The organism is Candidatus Soleaferrea massiliensis AP7 (assembly GCF_000820765.1).
Classification (GTDB): Bacteria; Bacillota; Clostridia; order Oscillospirales; family Ruminococcaceae; genus Soleaferrea; species Soleaferrea massiliensis.
In genome coordinates, this window is sequence record NZ_CCYH01000008.1 from 1 (window position 1) to 22583 (window position 22583).

Annotated in this window: 14 protein-coding genes; 5 read left to right on the forward strand and 9 right to left on the reverse strand. The window is 55.4% G+C overall.

Going from position 1 to position 22583, the window contains the following annotated elements; translation table 11 throughout:
* Window positions 1–554: 554 nt before the first annotated feature.
* The 5 genes from BN348_RS01695 to BN348_RS01720 all read right to left on the reverse strand — a co-directional run bounded on the left by BN348_RS01695 (window position 555) and on the right by BN348_RS01720 (window position 10308).
* On the reverse strand, window positions 555–2561 hold the full coding sequence (locus BN348_RS01695; protein ID WP_040195806.1) for a hypothetical protein: 2007 nt from the start codon (window positions 2559–2561) through the stop codon (window positions 555–557).
* A 966-nt stretch (window positions 2562–3527) separates the two neighbouring features.
* Window positions 3528–6956, reverse strand: a complete 3429-nt coding sequence (locus BN348_RS01705; RefSeq protein WP_040195808.1) for a tubulin-like doman-containing protein — start codon at window positions 6954–6956, stop codon at window positions 3528–3530.
* Between the two features lie 152 nt (window positions 6957–7108).
* Complete coding sequence (locus BN348_RS13765; RefSeq protein ID WP_156136373.1) at window positions 7109–7414, reverse strand: hypothetical protein; 306 nt, start codon at window positions 7412–7414, stop codon at window positions 7109–7111.
* Window positions 7415–7545: 131 nt separating this feature from the next.
* Complete coding sequence (locus BN348_RS01715) at window positions 7546–9060, reverse strand: vWA domain-containing protein (protein ID WP_040195810.1); 1515 nt, start codon at window positions 9058–9060, stop codon at window positions 7546–7548.
* A gap of 132 nt (window positions 9061–9192) precedes the next feature.
* The gene (locus BN348_RS01720; protein ID WP_040195811.1) at window positions 9193–10308 is read right to left on the reverse strand and encodes a serine/threonine-protein kinase; all 1116 of its coding nucleotides are present in this window, start codon (window positions 10306–10308) and stop codon (window positions 9193–9195) included.
* A gap of 270 nt (window positions 10309–10578) precedes the next feature.
* Here BN348_RS01720 and BN348_RS01725 point away from each other — a divergent pair, with 270 nt between their 5' ends.
* The gene (locus tag BN348_RS01725) at window positions 10579–10998 is read left to right on the forward strand and encodes a hypothetical protein (protein ID WP_156136374.1); all 420 of its coding nucleotides are present in this window, start codon (window positions 10579–10581) and stop codon (window positions 10996–10998) included.
* Window positions 10999–11001: 3 nt separating this feature from the next.
* Here the strand turns inward: BN348_RS01725 and BN348_RS01730 are convergent, their stop codons facing one another.
* Window positions 11002–12999 carry an alpha-amylase family glycosyl hydrolase gene (locus BN348_RS01730; RefSeq protein WP_040195813.1) on the reverse strand — a complete coding sequence of 666 codons (1998 nt, stop codon included), beginning with the start codon at window positions 12997–12999 and terminating at the stop codon, window positions 11002–11004.
* A gap of 278 nt (window positions 13000–13277) precedes the next feature.
* Window positions 13278–14474, reverse strand: a complete 1197-nt coding sequence (locus BN348_RS12830; protein WP_197068255.1) for a leucine-rich repeat protein — start codon at window positions 14472–14474, stop codon at window positions 13278–13280.
* A gap of 641 nt (window positions 14475–15115) precedes the next feature.
* Here BN348_RS12830 and BN348_RS01740 point away from each other — a divergent pair.
* From BN348_RS01740 to BN348_RS01755, 4 genes are all read left to right on the forward strand, one after another.
* On the forward strand, window positions 15116–15316 hold the full coding sequence (locus tag BN348_RS01740) for a spore coat associated protein CotJA (RefSeq protein ID WP_156136375.1): 201 nt from the start codon (window positions 15116–15118) through the stop codon (window positions 15314–15316).
* On the forward strand, window positions 15309–15575 hold the full coding sequence (locus BN348_RS01745; protein WP_040195815.1) for a spore coat protein CotJB: 267 nt from the start codon (window positions 15309–15311) through the stop codon (window positions 15573–15575). The genes BN348_RS01740 and BN348_RS01745 overlap by 8 nt, the downstream gene beginning before the upstream one ends.
* Window positions 15576–15578: 3 nt before the next feature.
* On the forward strand, window positions 15579–16211 hold the full coding sequence (locus tag BN348_RS01750; RefSeq protein WP_040195816.1) for a manganese catalase family protein: 633 nt from the start codon (window positions 15579–15581) through the stop codon (window positions 16209–16211).
* A gap of 322 nt (window positions 16212–16533) precedes the next feature.
* Window positions 16534–16920: a GntR family transcriptional regulator gene (locus BN348_RS01755; protein WP_040195817.1), complete on the forward strand. Its 387-nt coding sequence runs from the start codon at window positions 16534–16536 to the stop codon at window positions 16918–16920.
* Between the two features lie 346 nt (window positions 16921–17266).
* Here the strand turns inward: BN348_RS01755 and BN348_RS14360 are convergent, their stop codons facing one another.
* Together BN348_RS14360 and BN348_RS14190 are read right to left on the reverse strand one after the other, a co-directional pair.
* Window positions 17267–20155, reverse strand: coding sequence for a glycoside hydrolase family 3 N-terminal domain-containing protein (locus BN348_RS14360; protein WP_320408656.1), 2889 nt, complete (start codon window positions 20153–20155; stop codon window positions 17267–17269).
* Complete coding sequence (locus BN348_RS14190) at window positions 20046–22178, reverse strand: glycoside hydrolase family 3 C-terminal domain-containing protein (protein ID WP_242844285.1); 2133 nt, start codon at window positions 22176–22178, stop codon at window positions 20046–20048. Before BN348_RS14190 ends, BN348_RS14360 begins: the two co-directional genes overlap by 110 nt.
* Window positions 22179–22583: the final 405 nt, after the last annotated feature.

The following is a 22583-nucleotide window of genomic DNA, read 5'->3' on the forward strand; positions in this document are numbered from 1 at the left end:
CTTTACTGTGTTTGCCAAGTGACACTTGGCTGGGTGGCAGTTACTTCTTTGCCGGCCAAAGAAGTAACCAAGAAAGGCCGTTCAAGGGGGCCATACACAGTGCCGCTTAGGGCCAGATGGCCCCCTTGAAAATCCCCTCTGATATCCCGCAATCCGCTTCGGCCGTCTGCGGACGGCTTTTGGCTTTGGTCAAGGTGGCTGAATGGCTGGTAGCGGATGTTGACGTTCCCTGCGACAGTCTTTACCAGTATCCCAATTTCCGCAGCCGCTGCGTAAATGATTCCTCGACCGAAGAACGCCACAGGCGATTGCCCCACCGCAGGTGGTGCGGACCGCGTTTGGATAGAGCTCTGTGTGAGGAATGGCTGGCAGCGGGCGTTAACAGTCTTTACCGGTACTCAGATTCTCACAGCCGCTGTGTAAATGATTTCTCAACCGAAGAACGCCATGGGCAATTGCCCCGCCACAGGTGGTCCGCTGCTGCGTAAACGATTCCTCGAGCGAAGGTGGTGAAAATCGTTATGCGTCGTTTTTTGAGAAGCTGGGGAACAGTCCTATGGCTGTTCCGGCGGGTTTTCTTTTGGCTGCAGTGACAGGTATGCTTCCCGGCAGGCGGAGACAAAATTGACCGTTTCCAGATCTGAGATGTCGAAAACCTGCACCATCGAAATGCTGTTGGTATAGCCGCCGGCCCCGATGACGCTGCTGCCGGCGATCTGTGAAAGCCGTTTGAGAAGCGGGCTGCCTTTGGCCCCGATATAATATTTGCGCGTATGCGCCTGTGTGCCGATCTGCAGGCTGAAGCAGTAAGGGCTGGATTTTTTCTCGAGGTCAAACAGCAGATCGCCGATGACCGAGTCGGAGATGTAATCCGCGCTGCCCACCGAGGTGTACAGGTCATTCTGCAGGATGCTGTCACAGAAGCTGTCCAGAAAGGCATACGCATCGAATTCCGGAGCCTCCTGCAAGGCTTTCAGATGCCGTTCAAAGAACTGCGGCGGCAGCTTGATGGTGTTCTGGATGCTGTCGGTGTAAAAATTTGAGATGGCCGATGAAATCTTGGCCGAACCGACGTACTTCTGAATTTCATAACCGAGATCGGAGAGCGCCTGTCTGCGCTGCGCCAGATTGCGGCCGCGTGATTTCATCATCCCAAGCAGTTCGGTCAGGATGCCGCACCGCAGCTCGAGCAGTTCGGCCTGCAGGCGGCTGTGATAGAGATGCTTGACAATTAAGTCACGCACCGTTTTGTTGGAATTGATGTTGAGCTGCAGGCTGCCGAGCGTGCCGGCAGAGGCTGACTGCAGCGCAAGCTTCTGATTTTCCGCGGCCTCGGCGGCAGAGGAGAGCAGCTCGCTGAGCTTTGCGCTCAGCGCCTGCGGGTCGGGCCGCAGCTGTTCTGCTATCTCCAGCAGCTTGGAGACGGTCTTCTCCCGGCAGGCTTCAAATTTTGCCTGCACCTGTTCCTCGTAATAACGGCTCAGCGATGTGCCGAACAGCTGCTGTTCGGCCTGCTCCAATGTCAGGCCGGTTCCCGGCTGGCGGCCCGGCAGGTAAAGCGCGCGGCGCATCTGCCGCAGGGCCAGCTCGCCGGCGGTTTCCAGCTTCTTGAGCTCCTGGTCGAGCGTTTCGACGACCGGAAGCGACGCGCCGTCCATGCCGCCAGGGTTGGTTGTAGCGCCAGCCTGCGCGGCGAACAATTCGAAGAAACGGGTGTAGAGGTTCGACAGGGTCAGCAGCGCGACATACTGTTCCAGAATCCGCAGGTTTGCAATGCCCAGCGCGTGGTACCGGCCGCCCTGCAGAAGGTTCGGCGCGTTTTCGCATCCGCTTTTGAGAAACGCGGTCAGCACAATCAGCTGAACATGGTTTTGCCGGACCTCGCGCGGCCGGTCGAACAGGGCGTTGAGCTTTTTGCTGCCCAACAGCACCGTTTGACGCTCCGTATGCCCTTGGCTGAGCGCTTCAAATGTCTCATGGGCCAGCGCGAGCTTCGGCTTGCGCGCATCGATATCGTTGTACAGGCAGAACGCCGTGAAATTCGGCGCATAGATGTGCGAGATGTTTTGTGCGAGCAGTTCTTCCACCCTGCCGTCGGCGGCATTCTGGGGGTCCTGCGCGCAGAATACCGAAAAGACCTGCATGACGCCGCCTTCCCGGTAGATGTCGCTGTACTCCATAAAGTAGTCGAGCAGCTCCATGCTCTTGTCATAGAACTGGTTTTCGAACGCGTCGGTCTGCAGATATTCCGCCACAGCCGCACGGCAGCCGGACAGATCATCCCGCTGGAGCTGTTCGGGCAGCGTCAGGGAAAAACAGCTGCCCTGCTGTGTACAAGGATGAAACCCGATCAGCAGGTACGCGATGCCGGCGGTGTCGCCATAGTATTTATCACAGCGGTGCCGGATATCTTCGAGATATTCGGCCGCTTCGTCGCCGATCAGAACAAACAGCGTCGGGCAGCTTGCACCGCGCTGTAAATGCCGGTGCTCGCTCCAGAAAATGCCGTCGATATATTTATCGGTGTATTGTTCGATATGCCGGGCCACAGTTTCAGACACGGCTTTCACCGCCTTTCTGCATGATCAAGTTCCTGCGCGGATGAACGAATCCAGTGTTTCGCACTGCCGCATCATATAAGAGTTACAATCGTATGTTTATGAGATCGGTAAGGTGCTGATCGCGGCATTTTGATGCCGCATCGGCCTGTTAAAAGATGATGGGTAACGATTGCCACACCACCTAGTCGTAGGGAAAATGCCTACGGCATTCTACGGCCGAGGAATGATTTACACAGCGGCTACGGGCCACCTGCGGTGGGACAATCCACCTACGGTGTTCTATGATCGAAGAATGATTTACACAGCAGCTACGGTAATCGGGGTACCGGGAAAGACTGTCGTAGGGAGTGTAAACGTCCGCTGCCAGCCATTCAGCCACCTTGCCAAAGCCGAACGCCGTCCGCAGACGGCGGAAGCGGATAGCGGGATATCAGAGGGGATTTTCAAGGGGGCCATCTGGCTTGGGGTGGCACAGTGCATGGCCCCCTTGAACGGCCTTTCTTGGTTACTTCTTTGGCCGGCAAAGAAGTAACGACCACATTGCCAAGTGATACTTGGCAAACATCGTAAAGCCGCTGTGCCACAGCGAAACAACATGCACCCTGCTGATGTATCTCAGCGAATGAAAAAATGCAGATGTGTCACAGCGACACATATACCCCGCCTGACAAAAATAACGTTTTTCACTTTTTTGACAGCCTGCCGCGGCATTCTGATGCCGTATACTGTAAATTTACAACGGTGTGTTTACCGCAGAACATCTGCTGCAAGGTCCTGCGGATTCATCTGCGCGGCTGTCTCTTTGCTCAAGGATTTTTTTAAATTTGCGGGCAATTTTCAAAACCTCCGGCAGCGCCGGGTATTTTGAAAAGGGTCCGCAGATCTGCACAAGGGGGGAACCCTTTAAAAAGGGTTCCCCGCGTATGCCGTACGGCGGTTATTGACCCAACCGCCGGGTTGATCCGTTTACAGGATGTCGAGACTCTGGATCATCTCGTTTAAGAAGAGGATCAGCATTTCATAGAATTTGACGGCGTCCGGTTCGGCGGTGCCGTCGAACTTGATCTTCTGCGAATCGGCCATTACCCGGGTCTTCATCTTCTTGAGACTTGCGACCAGGGTGGAAAGGCCTTCATCCGACGCCTCCCAGCCTTCGATGATCGAACCGACCTGCTCGCTCATCTGCTGCTGGATGTCCTTCTGCAGATCCTGCAGCGCGCTGTACATCTCATAGTCGAAGTACCGCACGGCGTTGGCCTTGAGCAGCTCGACCTTCTCCTCGTCCATCGGGTAATGGTACATGACGCCGCTGCGCTTGATGACATCCGAAACCATCGTGTAGATGTACACCTTGTAGGAGTTGCGCAGCTGGTCCGCGTCGCCGATGACCTCCTGCAGCGCGGCGATGGTGCTGTCCAGCTTCTGCAGCTTCGAAAGCTCCGCGATGGTCAGCTGCTGCAGCTCCGGCATCAGCAGGAAATGTTCGGTCGCCTTGTACTCGGCAAGCTCGGCGCTGTCCGCCTGCGTATCGTAGATGTAATAGCGTCCCTCGGCCGGCATGCCCTTCGCGCGCAGGTCCTTGAGCTCGAACAGGCACTGCGGGACCAGGTTCATGTCGATGTCGCGCAGGCTGTCAAAGGTGACGCCGTATTTCGACAGGATCGCCTTGATTTGGTTCTCCATCGCGTCTTTGCTGGTTAGAACGCAGTAGTAATCCTTGCTCTGCTCATCGACGAGGATGACCTTGTTGTCCCTTGCGGCCTTAAAGACGGCGCGGGTTTCATCATTGAGCTTCTTGACGCGCTCGTTGCTGTAATGGCCCCAGATCGATTCCGGGATGATGCTCGGCAGGTACTTCCAGTCGAAGCCCACCTCGTAGAGGTGCCGTCCGACCAGGTTGCCGCTGAGCGCCGATTCATATTCCGGCTCATAGCTCTTTAAGAACTGATAGGCGTAGACCGGCATGCCCAGCCCCGCGCGGAACCAGAACAGGCGGTTGGTCAGCCGGCTCGGGTTGACGGTATATTTGACGTTGGTGCCGTTCTTGACAAAGTCGTTGATTGCGTTCTGCACCGGCAGGCAGTTGTACGGGACGCTGATCGCGTTGTAGTCGATCTGCTTCGGCGCGACGACGCTGTCGACCGGGAAGGTCGGCGCCGACTGGTTGTGCAGCTCGCCCGCGACCTGCGTGATGTAGCTGCTTAAATTGTACTCCTTCAGGATGGTATCCATGCTCGCGCCGACGATGTCGGTGAACTCCACCTGGATGAAGTTTTCAATCTCCTGCATGACCGACTCGCTGTCTCCCTCGATCCAGTTCTGGGAACGGTCGATCATGTCGTTCAGGAATTTGTCGAGGATATTGTCCATCTGGTAGTTGTCGATCATCTCGTCGAGCATCGGCAGGATCTTCGGCGTTTCGACCAGGTTCCAGCTGAACACGCGCCCGGTGGCGACCGCTTCGGTTTTGCCCTCGACGATCAGCTCGCCGGTCTTGTTGAAGATGGCAGAAAGCTTGTTGAGAATCGCGACATACACATCGAAGATGCCGGTGTTGAGGTCGCTCAGATACTGGCTGAGCGCGCCGACATAGTAATCCTTGATCTTGGTGAAGATCACGTTGTCTAAAAACTCGGTGCAGTGCTTGAGCAGGTTTTCCTTGTAGTCGGTGTAGTGGCCGTCCTTGAACATCAGCGCCTTATTGCCGGCCGCGTATGCGTCGTTGGCGGTGCGGCGGCTTTCCTCGGCGCGCTGGGCCGCCGTCGAAGCGTTCGCGGCGATCTGCGTGACCGATCCGCTGACCAACTCCTTGAGTCCGCGGATGCGCTGGTCCGGCTCGGTGTAGCCGATGATGATGCGGTTTGCGTAGAACGGGCCTTTGGTCTTATCCTTGAAGATCATGTTCATGTTCTTGCGGATGTCCGCGCGCAGTGTGGAGTCGAGGTCGCGGATGACCTCGCCGATCTGCACAATTGCGGCGTTTTTGTAGTTGTTGAGCGCCGTCTCAAAGTTGCCCTTGGCGACCGGGTTCGAAAGCGTCTTGGTGTCGGTGCTTTTGCCCGGCAGCTTGACGCGGGAATTCACCTGCGCCTTGATGGTCTTGAACAGTTCGTTCGGCACCATCTTGACCGAGGTGGCGAAGTTGTTGATGTCCTGCTGCGATGGGCTCAGGTCCATCATATCGTAAACCTTCTGGAAGAAACGGTAGGTGACATAGTTTGCGATGTCCTCGATCGGCAGCTCCGCGCTCGCGGCGCCGACGACCTTGTAGATGTAGTTGCCGACGATCGGCTTGCCGCCGATGACCAGCGCGCCGCTGCCGCCGTCCGCCATCGAAATGCCGTTGACGTCGAACGAGGCGAGATTCATGCCGGCCGTATCGGACAGGTTCTCCTGCGCAATGAAGTTGACGACGCTCTCCGCCGCGACGTTCAGCGCGTATTCGTAGCCGTTTGTGAAGATGGTGCCGAGCTTTGTGCTGGCCGAGAGCAGGTAGACGCTGTCAAACGGCGGCTGGTCGGTGTCGATCGCGATCTTCGCGCCGGTGTTGTCGTATACCTGGCGGAACCGTCCGGCCTTCTGGGTGGAGTTGAGCGCCGTGCGGTTCTGGATGTTCATCAGATAGTCGAGCTCTTTGAGCGCCGCGACGCCGTTGGATTTGACGAACGCGTAGGAGGCGGTCGGAAGCTCCGGATTCGAGATGTTGACATCCGGCAGGAACAGATAGCTGGTGATGTTCAGCCGGTTGACGCCCGGAAGCAGGCGGTCCATCGCGACACGGGTCAGATAGCCGATGTCTAGGAAGGTGCCCGAACCGGTACCGCCGCTGATGCCGGAGACGATGACGACGTGAATCGGCGTCTGGGCCGCCGTGTTGGCGAGCAGCAGCTTCAGCTTGCTTTCAAGCCGCGTGATCACCGATCCGATGTCGTTGAACAGCAGCAGCCTGCCGAGCTGGCGCACGCCCGCCGCGCCGGTTCCGATGGCGGAAGGCGGCTGGATGGCCGGGTTCAGCCAGCTTTTGATGTGGTCCGGCCACAGATTGCGGTTTTTGATCTTCTGATCGATCGCGTTGTCCACCAGATGAACGACCTCGCTGTGCTGGTCGAATCTGGTGCCGCCGACGGTCTTGGTATAGATATTCTCATCGGTATCCAGCGCCAGGAACTGCACGTTCTCCGGCGGAACCGGATTGCCGCTTGGATCCTTTGTCACCTTGAAGCGTTTGAGCATCATGTTTTTGATCCGCAGCAGCGCGTCGGTGCCGGTGCCGCCGAGTCCAATGATCAAGAGGCGTTTCTCCTGGTTGACGCCGGTGCGCAGGTTGGATACTTCCAGCTTGGCGTTGCCCAGATCGGAGATGAATCGGGCCATCTGTTCGGATGTAAATGCCATTGCCTAATGTCCCCCTTTTAGCAAAGTATGGATTTGATAGTTGCATGCGGTTTTATGGGTTCTGTCAATCACAGGGCCGGTCTGCAAAAGATCATTTCATGCACTGCCGGAATCCAATTGGTGTGTTTGCCCTGTTCAAAATGATGTTAGAGTTACATGTGGTGGCTGCTTCTATAAAGAAGTCCATGGGTTTTGATGTCTGCAAACAACATGGTGATTTGACCGTTGTGGTGATGATTCATCTGCTTTTCATCCCCTGCCTGATGCGGCAGGGGGATGATCGATAAAGAAAAGTGAGCAATCTGTTCTTTGCAGACAACCAGGTGACGTGATGTTGTGGTACTGTATCTGCCGCTTATCCCTTGAATGATTGCGGCAAGGGCGGGGCCTGCAAAGGAAAGGGAACAGTCTGTTCTTTGCGGACAACCCAGTAACGTGACATCATGGTGCTGCTGCATCTGCCTTTCATCCCTTGCCCGATGAGCAGGGGAATTCTCTGCAAATGGAGGCGGCATACTGTGGTTTGCAGAAAACCTGAAAACGAGACGTTGGCGTGATGTTTCAGCTGTCGTTTATTCTTCACCATGATTCAGCAAAGGAACGATTTGTAGGTGAATTCAAGCTTTCTGGTATCTTCAAACAGCAGAGTCATCGTGTCGTCGGTGTTCAGTCCGGCTTCCAGTCCGGAAACGCCGGCCGGCGCGGAACCCTGGAAGGTGATTTCATAGCTGTAATCGTCGCCCTGGCAGACGAGGACGCCGCCAAGCTCCGAGAATCCGCTCAGCGTACCGAGCGTCACACGCTTTTTAAAGGATGCAAGCTCTACCCAGTCCTGCAGCGTCAGGATGGTGCCGTCCGGCTGGAAGAGTTTGACCTGCATGTAGCCCGGCAGCGGTGCCGCAGGCTTCCGCACCATCAGGAAGTAGACCGCCGCGCCGCCGCCCAGTAGGATGACCGCCGCCGCGACAATCCAAATCCACGGGAAGCCGCCGCCATGGTTGGAGTCTTCCGCGGAGCCGCTGGCGCCGGACGCGCCCTCAGAAGCCCCGCCCTGGGAGCCGGATGCGCCGCCTTGGGTTCCGGTGCTAATCTTCCATTCGACCCGCACCCGGTCGCCTTCCTCCCCGGAAACGGTGATGTTCCAGACGCCCTTCTCGGGTTTCTGCAGGTTGACCGTCGAGGTGGAGCCGTTGTTCTTGATTTCACTGACCGTATTCTGATCCTCCGTCTTGTCGTCGCCGCTTGGATTTTTCACCGACTGCACGGAGATCTCCCTGCCGTCCACCGACACGAAGCTGATGTTGCAGGAACCGACCGCATCCGGGATGTCGAGCGAGACCTCGCCGACCGGCACTTCGATGATGTCGCCGGTCTTGTAGATCATCGCGTCGATCTCCTGAATCGTCTTGGCAATATCGGAAACGTCGTCGAGCATGAACACCCGCTCGGTGCTGCCCGCGATCTTCTGTAAATAGCTTTGGAAGGATTCAACCGAACCGCTTTCGACGCCCTGGCTCAGCCCGATGACATAGATCGGGAAATCGACGTTCAGGCTTTTGAGAATCTCGTCGTTTTTCCACGGGTCCTCGGTGTCGCGCGCCGGGTCGTTCTCGCCGTCGGTGATCAGGATAATGGCTTTGCTGTCGGCCTGAGACTGCTCAAGCATTTCGGCCGCGGCTGCGATGCCGACCGGAATGTTGGTGCCGCCGCTTCGGCCGCCCTCTTTGATGCGGTCGATGATTCCGCTGAGCTCCTTGCGGACGGAGGTGTCATCGGTGCCAAGCAGGCCGGAGGTGCGGAAGGTATCGTCGCTGAGAATCGCGGAAAAGGACACGATGCCCATTTTTGAGCCGTTGAGCGGGGACGAGGAGATGAACATCTTGGTGGCCTGCGTGCCGATGCTTTCCCCGGTGTCCGGGTCGACCGGGTCGGTCGTGGTCATCGAGCCGCTGTTGTCCATCACAATGACCGTGTCGATGACCTGTGCCTGCCGGTCAGCGGAGATGGTGATGATGTTGGAGTCCGCGGCCAGCGCGGGGCAGGCAAGGATATATACAAAAACAGCCGTCAGAAAGAGGCTGAGGGTGGTTCGAAACCGTTTCATGAATTTACCTCCTGTATGTGAATCGGATAGGCGGATAGATAGGCTGAACGGTGAAGCGGATGGCCATATTTCTATCAATATAACACATTTCCATGGGATTTTCAACAAAGAGCGTCCAAACAAGCTGGAAACTTATAGAATGGAGAAAAGCCAGACGGCGAAGCCGCCGGCTGCCAGCAGAATGGCCAGGGCAATGAACAGCCATTTCAGGATGCCGCCGCGCACCTGCCGCTGTACCTTGGGAAAATATCCGTCAATATTCTGGATGGTGACAGGGTTTTCGGCGGCCTTTTCCGGGGCCTTGGTCTGCACCGTGGCCGCGCGGGTAAACGGCTCGTAAATCCGCCAGAGCTTTTCGAGCGCTTCGTTGGTGACGCCGTTTAAAAGCTCCAGGAAAACCGGCTTGACCTGGGAAACCAGGGTTTCGCTGAAACCGGCGAAGAACGCGGACGTCTCAGGCAGCGTGCAGATTGCCCCGAGGTCGTTGACGGACGCGAGCTTGAACAGGATCATGGCAATCGAACGCTGGTCCAGTGAAATGCCGCTGTTCAGCGGAAAATTCTGCGACTGCGGGCCGCGCAGGATCAGATGCTGGAATTTGAACCGGTAAAACGCCGGCTTTTCGGCGGTGACCGACCTGTTTTTGGCGATGTGGACCGTCTGCAGGTTCAAATTGCCGTGGAACAGCTGCTGTTCATGCAGCTCCTCCAGCTGCAGGGTCAGGGATTTCATCATTGTGAAGATCTGCATCAGGCTCAGGGCCTTCTGAGCGGGTATCCACTGCGCGAGCGCGGGCCATTCGATCCGTTCGCTGACGGCATAGGCCGTGTTGTTGGCTTCGAAAACCTGCGTGGCGCGGCAGATGGACGCGCTTGCGGGCAGCTGGGCCTGCTCCTTCATGATGTTGACGCCCAGGATAAACTTCTCCGCGCTGTCCGGGTCGGTACAGCGGATTTCGGCGCTGACCGAGGTGTCCCGGTCCGCGATGCCGAGCGGAAAGAATTCCTCTACATATACGCGCGTGCTGTTGGTCGTGTCGACCGCGCCGTATACGATGCACATATCGTTTTCATCTTCGACGCGCTCCAGCATATACCGTCCGGCGATAACGGTGCCGTCCGGAAGATATTGTCCCGGCGTGCGCGCGGGGGCTTCGGGCTTCGGCGCCTGCTGTGTGTGGCAGAACGGACAGACATCGAATCGATCTGTATCATAACTGTGACGCCGCTCACATGCTTCAATTTTCATATACGCTTCACTCCTACTCTTCCTCTATTATATTGTATTTTTATAGCCGTTTCTACCTATTTCCTTGAAAAATTCGGTCTTTATCCAGTTTTTTTCACCAAACAAATCCTGTACTGATAGGATTTTGCCCAAAGTGGCTGGTATGTAACGGCGGTCAGGAAGATTTTTCATCTGATGACTGCATATTGGCGGCAGCACGGCGTTTGCGGATCTTCTGTCTATTTCGGAAATATACTCCACATCATCATATATCGGAATCGTGAGGGCAGTATGTTCAAACTGCGTGAAGGCTGTGATGACGTCGTCGGCCGGAATATCGAAGGAACAGTGAAATTTGGATGGGGCAAATGGCGGAAGGACCAATCCGCTGCAAAGACTGCAGATAATGCCGTAAGCCGAAACATCGCAAGGGCGGTAAACTGTGAATGGACAGGATGGAGAACAAACAGCCGTCCTCTGCAGGGACGGCAGCAGTTGGGCTGCGGTTTTCCTGATGAAAAACAGGTCAGGGGGAGAACCTCTCCAATCAATGAATTCCGTATTGGAATTCCGGCGCAGACATCTTTGGTTTCAAAACAACAGGGCGCATCTGTCAGAACCATGCTGCGGACGGGTTTGAAATGGGAAAATCGGCGCAGCAAAAACCGCCGGCACCCTTTCAAAGAAGGGATGCCGGCGGTATACTTGTGAAAGCTAGTCCACTTTTTTCAGGACAATGGCGGTGCGGTTAGGCGCATAGATGCAGAAGCCCTGTCCGTTCTGGTCGTTTTTCTGAGCTTCATAGATGTAATTGTGGTCCACTCTGCCATGACCGCCGAATACAGCTTCATCGCTGTCAAAGATGGTCTGGTAGCGGCCCATTTCGGGTATCGGCAGATAGAAATCGGCAAACGAGCCGGTCGGATGGAAGTTGAACAGGAAGACAAGCCCGCCTTTTTCGAACGCGATGATCTTTCTGTCCTGGTCGATCCAAAGGCTCTTCATAGCCGTATCGCTGAGAACCGGGTACTGCTTGATGAGTGCGAGCATCTCGCGGTCAAATTCGCCAAGGTACTGGTATTTGAGGTCCTTGTTGTCCACAAGACTCCACTGGCGGCGCGCGTAATGGTAGCTCCAGCCGTTACCCTCGCGCGGGAAGTCGATCCATTCCGGATGGCCGAACTCGTTGCCCATGAAGTTGAGATATCCTTCCGAACCGAGCGTCAGCACGATGAAGCGGATCATCTTGTGCAGCGCGATGCCGCGGTCGATGATGACGTTTTCGTCGTCCTTCTGCATATGCCAGTACATCTCCTGGTCGCACAGCCGGAAGATCAGCGTCTTGTCGCCGACCAGCGCCTGGTCATGCGACTCGGCGTAGCCGATGCTCTTTTCCATCGGGCGGCGGGTAGTCAGCTCATGCATCAGCTGCCACATGTCCCAATCCTCGTCGCGGCGCTCCTTGAGCGTCTTGATCCAGTAATCCGGGATGCCCATCGACAGCCGGTAATCGAAGCCGATGCCGCCCCAGGCAATCGGCAGGCACATGCCCGGCATGCCGCTCATGTCCTCCGCGATCGTCAGGGCGTTCTTGTTGAGCTGATGGATCAGTTCATTGGCCAGCTGCAGATAGCTGACCGCGTCGAGATCGGTCTGTTCGCTGAAATAATATTTGTAGTCGGTAAAGTTTGCGCCGAGCCCGCGGTGCAGATAGAGCATCGAGGTCACGCCGTCAAACCGGAAGCCGTCGAAATGGTATTCCTCCATCCAATACCGGACGTTCGAGAGCAGAAAGCGCAGCACATCGGGCTTGCCATAGTTGAACAGCTTGGAATCCCAAGCCGGATGGTTGCCCTTGCCGCCGCCGTGGAAGAACTGGTAGTCGGTGCCGTCAAATTCGTTGATGCCCTCCAGCGTGTTTTTGACCGCATGGGAATGGACAAGGTCCAAAAGCACCGTGATGCCCTCTTTGTGCGCGGTGTTGATCAGCTTTTTCAAGTCGTCCGGCGTGCCGAACCGCGAGGAAGCCGCAAAGAAGTTGGACACCTGATAGCCAAACGACCCGTAGTACGGATGCTCCATAACCGCCATCAGCTGGATGGCGTTGTAGCCGTCGCTCTTGATGCGTGGCAGAACCTTCTTCGTGAAATCCGCATAGGAGCCGACGCCGTACTCCTCTTCAGCCATACCGATGTGGCATTCATAGATCAGCAGGGGCTCGTCCTTTTTCGGCGCGAAGGCTTCGTCGGTCCAGCGGAACTTTCTCGGCGGGGCCCAGATTTCACCGCACCAGTCCTTGCTCTGCTCATCCTGCACAGTGCGGGTGATGTAGAGCGGGATGCGCTCGGAGGACCTGCCGTTCGCCTCAACGAGCACCTTGACCTTCGACTGATGCGGAAGGCTCTTGACGCCTGGAAGGAAGATCTCCCAATTTCCGTCATCCAGCCTGGTCAGCGGATGGGAGGTGCGGTTCCAGTCATTGAAGTCCCCGAACAGGTACAAAGCGTCTGCGTTCGGCGCCCACTCCCGGTAATACCAGCCTTTACGGGTTTTCTGGAATCCATAGTATTCATGCCCGTCCGCAAATTCCGTCAGGTTCTTTGCGTTCTTCAGCAGCTTCTTTTTGGTGTCCTTGTAGTGCTGCATCCTCAGATCGATGTCCGCTTCATAGGGCTTTAAATATTCATCTATCTCCAAGATTTTGTAACCCACGACAATCACTCCTTATGGAAATTATTAACTGATAAACATTATATCATCTTGCCCCCGTTTTTACAAGGTTTCAGGCCGGAAAAAAAGGATTCTGCCCAAAAAAGCCCGCATTTACAAGCCAGAAATGTATATTGTATGCTTCACAGGCCGTGTATTCGCCATGATACAACAAATTACATGTTCTATAGTACGAACAGTATGGATTCCCTGCGATTATTGTATAAAATATTGGAGCCTGGATACCAGCCGCTTCCGGTATCCAGGCCCCAGTCATTTGATTATTTGACAGAACGTCTTAATTTCCTTCTGCGAAGTGCTGTAACAGTCAGGAATCCAGCACCCAGGAGGGCCAAATAGATGTAGTCGGTCCACGGCGCACGGGATCCGGTAGAAGGGTTTGTCTTGCTGACAGATGCATGCGAAGAGGATGCATCATTGGAGCTTGCGCTGTCAGAAACTGTTGGCTGGGATTCGTCCACATCGGATTCCAATGCGGCAAATGGGATGTTGTTTTCCTTTGCGTACTGTTCGGCATAGGAACCTTCGTTGGCATAGATCGTCACTTTGCTGCACATGAAAAATGCGTCTGAACCAATCTGTGTGACGCTGTCGGGGATAATCACCTTTTCCAAATCACTGCAAATGGCGAAAGCATGATCCCCAATGGATTCCACATTATCCGGAATGCGTAATTCCTTTAGTGAGGTGCATTCTTTAAAGCAGGCTGTTCCGATGGAACGAAGGCTGTTAGGCAGCACCACCTCTTCAAGGTAGGGATCGAGCTGGAAAGCGTATGCGGACAGGAATTCTATGCCTTCCGGCAGGGTGACGCTGACCAAAGCCTTGTGGGCCAGTGCATCGACGCCAATGCTTTTGATGGGCTGACCGTTTACGGCCGCGGGAACATTGATATGCGTTTTTCCTCCTGAATACCAGACCAGCTGGCTCAGGTTCTCATCCATAAAATATACGTTGTCTTCAACCGACAGGAAGTCTTCATATTCCTGCGAGGTGAGTGGGGAAATATCTGTTATTTGGAAACCGAAGTCGGTTCCCTCCCCGTCGGTCAAAAACATAATAAGAAGTTCGTTTCCTGGAATGACAACGGTTCTGCCAGCCAGGGAAGCACCGCTGTAAAAACCATAGTTTTTTCCGTATTTTCCATAGTGTTCATTGCTAAGGCGGGCAAAGATGCGGACAAAATCGCGGTCCTGCTGTGTTCTTGTTTCCTCAGAAAATGTAACGGCCAAGGCCGCGGCTTCTCCGTCATAGGTGTAATCCCAAAAATCCCAGCGGTCATTTTTATACGGATGGGAAGATTCATACACAACGTTCTTCGCTGAGGTGTTGTCATATTCCTGGGATGTCAACGGTGAAATGTCGGTGATTTGATAGCCGAAATCGTTGCTTGAGTCATTGGATTCGAATTCGATGCGGACAGTGTCTCCGGAAACAATGATGGTCTCTCCGGCCAATGCGCTTCCGCTGAAAAAGCCGTAGGATCGTTCAGCGGCGTCCCCCTGCTTGGAAGAATAGATCTTAATAAAATCATAGTTTTCTTCGGTCATGGTATCCTCGGAAAATGTGACTGCTAAGGCTGCGGTATCGCCGTCATGGGTGTAAGTCCACGAATCGGTCCAGTAGTTTGGATACGGATGCGGTGTTTCATAAACAGGATTTTCCAATGCATTTGCGAAAGGCTGCATGCCGCCTAGAATCGAAAAGGACAGCAGCAGGGATAATGATAGACTGAGTATACGCTTTCTTTTCATTCTAAAACTCCTTCTTGGATATTTGATTTATATAGGGTATATCCTTATTTTATACAATATTCGATTCTGAATAGGAAAAAGTGAAATGTATTTGTTTGTAATTATAATAATATGTAAATATCAAAATTTGTTTTTTCAGTATATATATGATTATTCAATTCTATTCGGTAAAGGAATGCGTTGTTTTAAGAAAAAAACGCAGAAATGTCCCATGGGACAAGCCGATGCGGTTTCTCACCCTTCGAAAACAGTTGCCATAGAATAAAGCGTGCAGGTTTACTCTGCTCTTACAGGGCCGGAAGCCGGCCACCTTAGCATGAAAGGGGATATGAAACTTGGAAAGAATGGATATGAATGAAGCGATGAATATGAACAAAGAACCGAAGGAAGTATTCTGTGACGATGATGTGCCACTGGCTATGGCCTACGTGCGTTTTCAGAAGTGGGGCATGCTCTACGACGATGCGGTGGGACTCGAGCGCGGAACCATCTTCAGACAGCTTGATAAGCCGTTCATAGGGGAGGAGGCGGTCTGCCGTGGATAACAACAACAGCCGCGAGGTGCTGCTCAAGCGCGTGCAGACGAGCACCTTCGCCCTGGTCGAAGCAAACCTGTTTCTGGATACCCATCCGAGAGACAGGGCGGCGCTGGAATACTTCCAGAGACATCACGACCTGCTGCAGCAGGCGACAAAGGAATTTACCGAGAAATTCGGCCCGCTGACCCCGGCGGACTATGACGGATCACCAAGCTGGGATTGGGTTTCCGATCCATGGCCTTGGGAAAATAAGGAGGAGGCGTAGCGTATGTGGAGTTATAAGAAAATGCTGGAGCATCCAGTCAACATCAAGAATCCAAATCCCGCGCTGGCGAAGGTCATCATCACCCAGCTGGGCGGCCCGGACGGCGAGATGGGCGCGGCTACCCGTTATCTGAGCCAGCGTTATGCCGCTCCGTATGCACAGGTTAAGGCTACCATGACCGATATCGGTACCGAAGAGATGGGCCACGCCGAGATGATCTGTGCGATCGTGCATCAGCTGACACGCAACCTGACCCCGGCGGAGATTCAGAAGAGCGGCTTTGCTTCTTATTATGCCGACCACACCACCGGCATTTATCCGGTGGACGCAAACGGCGTTCCGTTCTCTGTTTCAGTGCTGCAGTCGACCGGCGACGTTATCACGGACCTGAATGAGGATCTCGCGGCAGAGATGAAAGCCAGGACGACATATGACAATATCCTGCGCCTTGTTGATGATCCGGATGTGCGGGAGCCGATTAAATTCCTGCGTGAAAGAGAGATTGTACATTATCAGAGATTCGGCGAAGCGCTGCGCTTGAGCCTGGATCAGCTTGATTCCAAAAACTTCTTTGCATTCAACCCGTCCTTTGACACCAAGCAGAAATGCCCGCCGGCTCCGCAGCCAAGACGATAAGCAAACGGGTTCTGCCGTTTCAGCAGTGATGGGAATCATACGTTTTGTGTGAATAAAGCCTCCTGGGATCAGCAGTTTTGGCCGAACCCCGGGGGCTTTATCCTTTATTTCAAGCATTGTTTCCCATAGACAAAACAATCCATAGAGTTTTTTCTTTAAAAGGATATCAACCGTCGGGAAGGGATAGAGGAAATATGCTGGCATAGTGAAGAACAGAAAGATGCCCCTGTAAAGTGAAAGTTTCTTCACAAAGCTTGATTAACCGTAAAAAAAATTGTAATATAATGATATAGAAACATGATGGGAAAAGGAGGCGGTTCAGATGTTCACGGTAGATCGGCTTTCGAGGACACCAATTTATGAACAGATCGTGGAACAGTTCAAGGAATTTGTGCTGACGGACCGATTGGATATTCAGACGCCGCTTCCCAGTATACGAAATCTCTCGCAGGCGTTAGCGGTCAATCCGAACACCCTGCAGAAGGCATATACGCTGCTTGAGAATGAGGGACTCTGCTACTCGGTTCCGGGCAGCGGACGCTATGTGTCGAGGGATGCAAAGGCGATCATCTCGAAGGACCAGAGCAGACAGCTCGAACGCATTGCCGAGGAGGTGGTCAAGCTGGCCTACAAAGGGATGCCGCTGGAGGAGATATTGCGGATTGTCCGGAAAAGCTTCTTGAAAACGGCGGAAAAGAATGACGGATAGACGTATTCCGGATTTTATAAAAGGCTGTGCTTCCTGTTGAGAAAGCACAGCCTTTTTGTTGAGGTAACTGCCGCTATGCTGAGGTTCACCTGCTGTGCCACGCAGAACAATGTCCGCCCGCTGCGTGCCACTTGGCAAACGGCGTGATACTGGTGAACGGCAGAAACGCAGTCATCACCGTGCAAAGATATCTTGGCGTGAACAGTGGAGCCGCTGCGTCTTGGCGATACAACGGCCATCCCAACAAGCGTGTCTAGATAAACCCGAAGAGGATGTTCCAATCAAAAGAGGGTCCTGCCGTTTCTGGCAGGCCCCTCTTTTTGTGTTGATTCCTGATCTGCTGCGTTCAGAAGCCTCTGAGAATCATCAGCTTCAGCTGCACCAGGTCAAAGATGTTGATCTGACCCTCGGCATAGACATCGGCGCTGGCCGCCTGCAGGCCGCTGAGCGGCGATCTGCCCAAAATGTGCGCCTTGATGGCAAGCAGCGTTTGGACGCCGGGCTGATCGGAAAGTCCCAGATCCCCAATTACTGAGAGATCAAATTCCCGAAGTACGATGCCCGCATAGGTCAGCTGCACCTTCATACCGGTGCGCGCCGCTGCGCCGGCAGGGACGCCGCTGCCGTCCTGGCCGGCGATGCGCAGTCCGGCGCGTTCATCCTCAGCCGAAAGCCGGTTCAGGACAGAAGAGACATCGTCGCCGAACGCAGCGCCGGAAATGATGCCTTTTTCCTCATCGATGCGCAGGCCGTCCGCCCGGATTCCCATACCGACGGGAGCTTCCACCTCGATCGGCGTGAGCTCGAACCAGTTCAGATTGGAACCCGCTCTGGTACAGGCAACCTTCATCGTATGGCGGCCCGCCGGCAGCGTTACGGTAAACGGCTCGGCGGTCGCCCAGTTCTGCCATGCGCCGGTATAGGTTCCGTTGTTGCTGTAGCTGCCGGCCAGGTCTTTGTCCATATAGATGTCAAACGCGCCGCCGGTGCTGGAGGTGGTGGCGATGCGGAAGACCATCCGGTAGGTGCCGGCCTGCCGGACCGTGACATCATAGGTGGCCCATTCCCCCGGGTACAGGGTGCCGATGTTGACCTCACCCGGCGAATCCGCGCAGGATTCCACGTTGATGCGGTCACTCTTCCAGACGAAGCTTTCCGCTTCGATCCGGGTGGTTTCAGCGCCGCTGATTTCCTGTGTCTGTACGCCCTGCGTCACCTTTTCGAACGCCAGCGTGCGCATGACAAGCTCAAGGATGGACTTGGCGTTTTCTTCCATTTCCTCGCGGGTCAGCTCGCCGGATGCGAGCGCTTCCCTGACCGCGACGAAGCTGTCGTCAAAGGCGTTCGGCATCTTGACGTTGTTTCCCGCCTTGATCTCCTCGGGCAGCTTGGTGCTGGTGACCCAGTCGGTCATGACGATGCCGTCGAAGCCCCATTCATCCCGCAGAATGCCGGTGAGCAGCTCGCGGCAGGCCGAAGCAAACTGGCCGTTGATGCGGTTGTAGGAGGACATGATACAGCCCGGATGCCCTTCCTTGACCGCGATCTCAAAGCCCTTCAGGTAGATTTCACGCAGCGCGCGCTCGGACATGCGGCTGTCGCCTTCCTTGCGGTTGGTTTCCTTGTTGTTCGCCGCGAAATGCTTCAAGGTGACAAATACGCCGGTGGACTGTACGCCGTTCGTCAGCGCCGCGCCGGTTTTTCCGGAGAGCAGCGGATCCTCGGAGTAGTATTCGAAGTTGCGTCCGCACAGCGGATTGCGGTGGATGTTCATGGCGGGCGCCAGCCAGATGTCGCCGCCATTGATGGCCGCTTCGGTTCCGGCCGCCCTGCCGACCTCCTCGACCAGGCCGGTGTTGAAGGTGCAGGCAAGCAGGGTGGCGCAGGGCCAGGCCGTGCAGGATTCGGTGAGACGGATGCCGGCCGGTCCGTCGCAGGTGTTCGCGCCTGGAATGCCGTAAGCACCCATGTTGCCGATGGTGCCGGTTCCGCCAGGGATGCCCGCGCCGTGGCCGTTTGCAAGCCACGCGAGGTCGTCGTCCGAAAGCTGGGCGATGAATGCATCCATTGTGATGACGCCGTTGGCGACATCCTCCAGGATATAGGGGTCGGGCTTCTGAGGCTCTTCGGGGTCGGGCTTCTCAGTCTCAGGAGGCTTCAGGATATCGTCGGCCGCCTTCTCCAGCACGAAGTAGTCGAGGTTTGGGAAGGCGGACTGGTTTGTGACGAATTTGAGCTTGCAGGTTCCCCTGGGCAGCCGGACGCGGACCGCCGGGAGGTCGATGAAGTTCCACCACTGACCGGCATCGCGGTTTCCGGTGGTCGGCATGTCAAGCTGCGCTTCCTGCAACTCGTCACCGACATAGATCTTCATGAAGTTTTTGATCGGATCGTAGGCGCTCGCCGCATTCAGGATGAAGAACCAATCACCCTCCATCGGGCTGTCAATGGTGTATTCCACCCAGAGCTGGTCGGTGTCCACCTTGGCGAGCGTGGTGTGCTGCACACCGTTGATGACCGGATGTTCAAGCAGCAGGTTCTCATGTCCCGCAGACCAGTCCTCGGCTTCAATCTTGATCGGGTCGACCAATGGTTTCGGAGAGATGGTCATATAGTCCATATTCGGGAAGCTGACGACATTCGGCACGATTCTGAGCACCGAACGGCCCTTGGGCAGCGTGACGTTCACCTTCGGCATGTCGATGAAGTTGAACCATTCCGCCGCGCCCTGACCGTCGCCGGTCTGCGGCATGTCGAGATGCACATCCTGATCAATGTTGTTCACATAGAGCCGCATAAAATCGCTGTAGGGCTGCACGCCGTTGGCCATGCAAAACGAGATCTGATAATCGCCCGCCTCCAGCGCATAGAGCTCGTAGGTGATCCACGCGCCCGGAATATTTTGGTTGCCGATGGTCGTGATCTGCACGCCGTTCACGGTCGGCGTCTGGATCACAAAGTTCTCATGCGCATCCAGATAATCTTCAGCCTCCACGACCGAGGAGCCTTTGTTCCTGACAAGATGGCCCTCTGGCAGCTCGTCGCCGACGCGTTCGAGCGTGTAGTAGTCGAAGTTCGGCAGCTTGCCGAGCTTATCCGAGAAGCGGATGGTATTTTCCCCGGCTTCAAGCCGCAGGTAAACGGGGGAGAGGTCCTTGAAGATCTCCCAGCCGCCGGTGCTGACCGCCGTCAGGCTGGCCGGATGCTCGGCGCCGTTCACCTCGATGCGCATCATGTCGCGGTAGCTGTCCTGGCCAAGCGCCGAACGCCAGATCAGCCGGTATACGCCGGATTCCAGCACGTCCATCTTGTAGGTCAGATAGAGCCCGCTGGTGTTCTTGTTGCCAAGGTATACCAGCCCGGTCGGCATCCGGTTCAGGAAGAAGTTCTCGTGCGCCGCGAAGTAGTCCTCCGCTTCGATCCTGTTGACGCCGGTGCCCTCGATCTTCTGTCCGATGGCGTTCTAGTGTAAAGAAGTCGATGGCCGGGAGCCGGTTCGAAGATGCGGTTAATTTCAGCTCACAGTCGCCTTCCGGAAGGGAGATGTACACGCTGTCCAGATCGGTCAGCTGGTTGTCCCCGCCGGTGTTCGGCGCGTACAGCCTTGCCTGCGGCTGCGGCTGGCCATCCACGGTGATGGCCGCGAAGTCGTACATCGCGCCGCCGGAGTTGCCGGCGCGCAGCTGAAGCCTGTAGACGCCGGCCTGCTGAACCTTCAGCTTATACGAAAGGAAGAGCGAATCGGCCGGTTCGCTGTACATATAGTAGACGCTGGTGACCGAAAGCCAGTCGCCGTCCGGATAGCTTTCGACGCCGCGCAGGCTCGGGCTTTTGTCCATATAATATTCGGCTTCTATCTTTGTGCTGCCCCCGCTTTTGACGGGAAGGCCGGTATCGAGCGTCTCATGGCTTCCGTCGGCAAGCAGCCTCTCGGTCAGGTTGGTCGGTTTGACCTTCTCTGAAAGCTGTTCGGCCACCTGCAGGCTGTCCAGGTGATAGCTTCCGCGCACGCCGTTTTCACCCGCGTTCCGGATGGAGTTGCCGACATAGATGTCATAGTCGCCCGCTTCGAGCACATAGGCCGATGGATGGCCGGTTACGCCGGTGTCGTCGTAGCTGGCCATGTCGTCGATGTCATAGGTCATCGTGAGCGTCTGGCTTTCGCCGGGCGCGAGAAGATTGGTCTTGTCGAAGGCGGCCAGCTCCCTGGCCGGTTTGCTGAGCTTCGCGCCGTTTTCGCCCATCTGCGGCGCGCTGAAGTAGGCCTGTACAACCTCCTTGCCGGCCCGTTTGCCGGTGTTGATGACCGTGGCGGAAACCTCGATCCGATCGCCGTTCGGCACAGCCGAAACATCCGTGATGTCAAAGGTCGTATAGGACAGGCCGTAGCCGAATTCATAATGGACCTTCTGATAGTCCGGATCGAAGGTCTCGAAGTAACGGTAGCCGACAAACACGTCTTCGGTGTAGTTCACATAGTCGTTGTTTTCATGGAAGGACGGAGAGGTCGGGTAATCCCAGTAGTCCTTTGCAAAGGTGTCGCTGAGCTTGCCGGAGGGGTTTACATCCCCGACCAGGATGTCCGCTGTGGCAAGGCCGCCTTCCATGCCGGGCTGCCAGGCGAGCAGCAGCGCGTCCGCGCCGGAATCCGCAAACCAGGAGGTGTCGACGATGCCGCCGACGTTGAGCACGACAGCGATCTTGTCAAATCCCGCCGCCGCGACCTTCGCGAGCATCTCGGCCTCTGCGTCGCTGAGGTAATAGTCGCCCTTGGCGGCCGTGCGGTCGATGCCCTCCTGCGAATAGCGGCTGATCGTGACGACTGCGGTGTCCGCCGCTTCGGCCGCGCCCTCAAGCAGCTCGCCGCTGAGTGCCATCTCCCCGCTCTGGCCGGATGTGATGAAGTCGGTGTACGCGTCGGCCAGCGGCTGATAGATCCGTACCTTGCCTTCCCTCTGCTTTTCCTGCATGCCCTGCAGAAGATTGCGGACATATTCCACGGTTACATCGCCGCTTCCGCCGCCGCCCTTCTGAAAGTCGATCTGTCCGCGGCCGAACAGCGCGACGGTCGAGCCGGCCGGGATCGGGAGCGCGGAGCGGTTGTTTTCCAGCAGGACCATGCCTTCGGTGGCGGCCTGCCGGGACAGCTCAATGTTGCCGGGAGCGGAAACCGCGTTGGAAACGAATCCGGCCGGCGCCATGGTGAATACCATCGCCGCGGCCAGCATGGCGGACAGGATTTTTTTTGACTGTTTCATTGTTTGCTCCTTTCTCTTGCTTTTTCGTATGGTTTGTCGTGTGGATGATAAAGATAATAGAAATACCGCGGGTATATGTCCTCCTTTCCGGCAGTCTTTTGGAAATAGGGATGTTCCCGCTGTCTGATGCGGCATATGCTTTGTACAGGATGTATAAATATGGAATAAAAATTTTGTTAATGTGAATAATTGATTAAATACACGCTATAATATGAATAATATGAGTCTAAATATTTGATAAAATCATATCATTCCGAACAGGCGATGTCAACCGAAATATGCCGGAATCCCGCATAAAATCATGTGAAATTGACTCGGGAGACGATTGGGAAGGTGAGTAAACGAGCATGGAAGGCAGTCTTTGAGACATTAAACGAAATGGAAAACAATCGGGGACCATTAAAC

Excerpts from the sequence above, each read along its gene's own strand:
- BN348_RS01750 (WP_040195816.1), top strand. The coding sequence starts at position 15,579 with ATGTGGAGTTATAAGAAAATGCTGGAGCATCCAGTCAACATCAAGAAT.
- BN348_RS01720 (WP_040195811.1), bottom strand. The coding sequence starts at position 10,308 with ATGAAAATTGAAGCATGTGAGCGGCGTCACAGTTATGATACAGATCGA.
- BN348_RS14190 (WP_242844285.1), bottom strand. The coding sequence starts at position 22,178 with ATGAAACAGTCAAAAAAAATCCTGTCCGCCATGCTGGCCGCGGCGATG.
- BN348_RS01725 (WP_156136374.1), top strand. The coding sequence starts at position 10,579 with ATGTTCAAACTGCGTGAAGGCTGTGATGACGTCGTCGGCCGGAATATC.
- BN348_RS14360 (WP_320408656.1), bottom strand. The coding sequence starts at position 20,155 with ATGATGCGCATCGAGGTGAACGGCGCCGAGCATCCGGCCAGCCTGACG.
- BN348_RS13765 (WP_156136373.1), bottom strand. The coding sequence starts at position 7,414 with ATGCAGCAGCACCATGATGTCACGTTACTGGGTTGTCCGCAAAGAACA.
- BN348_RS01715 (WP_040195810.1), bottom strand. The coding sequence starts at position 9,060 with ATGAAACGGTTTCGAACCACCCTCAGCCTCTTTCTGACGGCTGTTTTT.
- BN348_RS01705 (WP_040195808.1), bottom strand. The coding sequence starts at position 6,956 with ATGGCATTTACATCCGAACAGATGGCCCGATTCATCTCCGATCTGGGC.
- BN348_RS01755 (WP_040195817.1), top strand. The coding sequence starts at position 16,534 with ATGTTCACGGTAGATCGGCTTTCGAGGACACCAATTTATGAACAGATC.
- BN348_RS01740 (WP_156136375.1), top strand. The coding sequence starts at position 15,116 with ATGGATATGAATGAAGCGATGAATATGAACAAAGAACCGAAGGAAGTA.